This window comes from Microcystis sp. M53602_WE12, from assembly GCF_030065455.1.
In the GTDB taxonomy this organism is placed as follows: Bacteria; Cyanobacteriota; Cyanobacteriia; order Cyanobacteriales; family Microcystaceae; genus Microcystis; species Microcystis aeruginosa.
In genome coordinates this window covers 1-2318 of record NZ_JASJFB010000009.1, presented here as the reverse complement: position 1 = coordinate 2318, position 2318 = coordinate 1, and the positions used below count along the sequence as shown (strand labels likewise).

The following is a 2318-nucleotide window of genomic DNA, read 5'->3' as shown; positions in this document are numbered from 1 at the left end:
TTAGAAGAAATGGAGCGAAAACTACTGTTTTATCAACGTTATGGAGTGGAAGAATACTATCTCTATGATCCCGATTCTCATAATTTTCAAGGATGGTTGAGACAGGAAGGACTATTAAGCTCTATACCTGAGATTAAGGGATGGGTTAGTCCTCGGTTAAAAATCCGATTTGAATTGAGAGAAGATGGGTTAGAAATTTATAGTTTAGATGGTCAGAAATTTTTGACTTCTCTTGAGTTATCTCAAAGGTTAGAACAAGAGCGTTTAAAATCTCAACGTTTAGCCGAATATATCCGTTCTCTGGGAATTGATCCCGATACTTTATAATGATATAATTGATGGGTTGTGACGAATACTAATTAACTGGTAAACTGCCGAAATTATTGTCATTGAACCTAGTCTAGGGCTATACTCAACTATGTAATCACTAAAAAAGCAAATCTATGAAAGCTTGGGCAAAATCTTTAGAAAAACCAGCAGTGGAATTTTCTGAAACCCAATTAACCCTATTATCTGGGAAAATTCCCGATGGATTGCGGGGTAGTCTCTATCGCAATGGTCCGGGGAGATTAGAAAGAGGTAAGCAAAAAGTTGGTCATTGGTTTGACGGAGATGGGGCAGTTTTAGCTGTACATTTTCATGATAAGGGAGCCAGTGCCACCTATCGTTATGTTCAGACTGCCGGTTATCAGCAAGAAAGCGCCGCTAATCAATATTTATTTCCTAATTATGGCATGAATGCCCCCGGCTTCTTTTGGAATAATTGGGGAAAAGAGGTAAAAAATGCCGCTAACACCTCGGTGTTAGCTTTACCCGATAAATTATTAGCTCTCTGGGAAGGGGGTTTTCCCCATAAATTAGATTTACAATCTTTAGAAACTCTAGGTTTAGATAATTTATCTAGCTTACAAGCAAAGGAAACTTTTTCCGCTCATCCTAAGCTAGATTTGTCCAGAGGAGAGATTTTTAATTTCGGGGTGACAATCGGTGCTAAAGTTAGTTTAAATCTCTATAAGTCTGACTCCACTGGTGAAATTATCCAGAAAAATACTTTTGAGTTAGATAGATTGTCTCTGCTGCATGACTTTGTTTTAGCAGGACAGTATCTCGTCTTTTTCGTTCCACCGATAAAAGCGGATAAATTATCGATACTGTTGGGATTTAAAACTTTTAGTGATGCTATGCAGTGGCAGCCAGAATTAGGAACAAGAATACTAATTTTTGATCGAGATTCTCTGCAATTAGTCAGTGAAAGTGTTACCGATTCATGGTTTCAATGGCACTTTGCTAATGGTTGTGTGAATGAGCAAGGCAATCTTGAAATTGTTTTTGTCCGTTATGATGACTTTAAAACTAATCAATTTTTAAAAGAAGTTGCCACGGGTGAAACCGAAACTTTAGCCATCGGAAAATTGGCAAGTGTCACCATCAATCCCCTATCAGCAAAGGTGATTAATCAGGAAATTCTCTCGGATTTAAGCTGTGATTTTCCCGTGGTTTCCCCGCAACTGGTGGGACAAAAATGGCAAAATACTTTTTTAGCTGTCCATCGTCCCGATAGCGATATTCGTCGGGAAATTATCGGACTTCCCGCTTGTTATAATCACTCCACAGGTAAGTTAACTATTGCTTATCTAGAAAGCAACTGTTATGGCAGTGAACCGATTTTTGTCTGCGATGGTTTATCTCCAGAAACGGGATGGTTAATCGTCGTGGTTTACGACGGCAATAATCACAGCAGCCAAGGGAGAATCTATGACAGTCAGCAGTTAGAAAAAGAACCCCTTTGCTGTCTGCAATTACCCAGTGTTATCCCTCCCAGTTTTCATGGTACTTGGCAAGAAAAATCAGAAAAAGGCAATATTTAGAAAACGGGTTTCTGCGAGAAACTATTTAGAAAATGGGTTTCTTCGAGAAACCCGTTTTCTGGACTTGTGAGAGAGAAGCTTTATTCGATTTCTCTACGGTTGAAGATTTAATCAATTGGTTAAATACTTTAACTGCTTAGTTCTTATGTTAGCGTTCACCTTCTGACAACAACCCACTAAAATTGTCATAATGAAACAAACAACCGCCAATTATGATGAACCCTGGAAAGAAGCATTAAGCGAGTATTTTGAAGCGTTTTTATGCTTCTTTTTTCCTGAAGTTCACCAATTGATTGATTGGACAAAAATTCCCGAATCCCTAGAAAAAGAACTCAAACGGATTACCGCTTCAGCAAAGACAAAAAAACGTTTCGCTGACAAACTCTATAAAGTCTGGTTACTCAGGGGTGAAGAAGTGTGGATTTTGATTCATATTGAAATTCAAAGTCA

At 38.4% G+C, this 2318-nt stretch carries 1 protein-coding gene and 3 pseudogenes; all 4 read left to right on the top strand.

Going from position 1 to position 2318, the window contains the following annotated elements; all coding sequences use genetic code 11:
- Nucleotides 1-327: pseudogene (locus tag PX482_RS00285) on the top strand (Uma2 family endonuclease); the annotation flags it as partial.
- Nucleotides 328-443: 116 nt separating this feature from the next.
- Nucleotides 444-1868, top strand: a complete 1425-nt coding sequence (locus tag PX482_RS00280) for a carotenoid oxygenase family protein (RefSeq protein ID WP_002761784.1) — start codon at nt 444-446, stop codon at nt 1866-1868.
- Nucleotides 1869-1942: 74 nt separating this feature from the next.
- A pseudogene (locus tag PX482_RS00275) lies at nt 1943-2008 on the top strand (DUF4351 domain-containing protein); the annotation flags it as partial.
- Nucleotides 2009-2058: 50 nt separating this feature from the next.
- Nucleotides 2059-2318, top strand: a pseudogene (locus PX482_RS00270) (hypothetical protein); the annotation flags it as partial.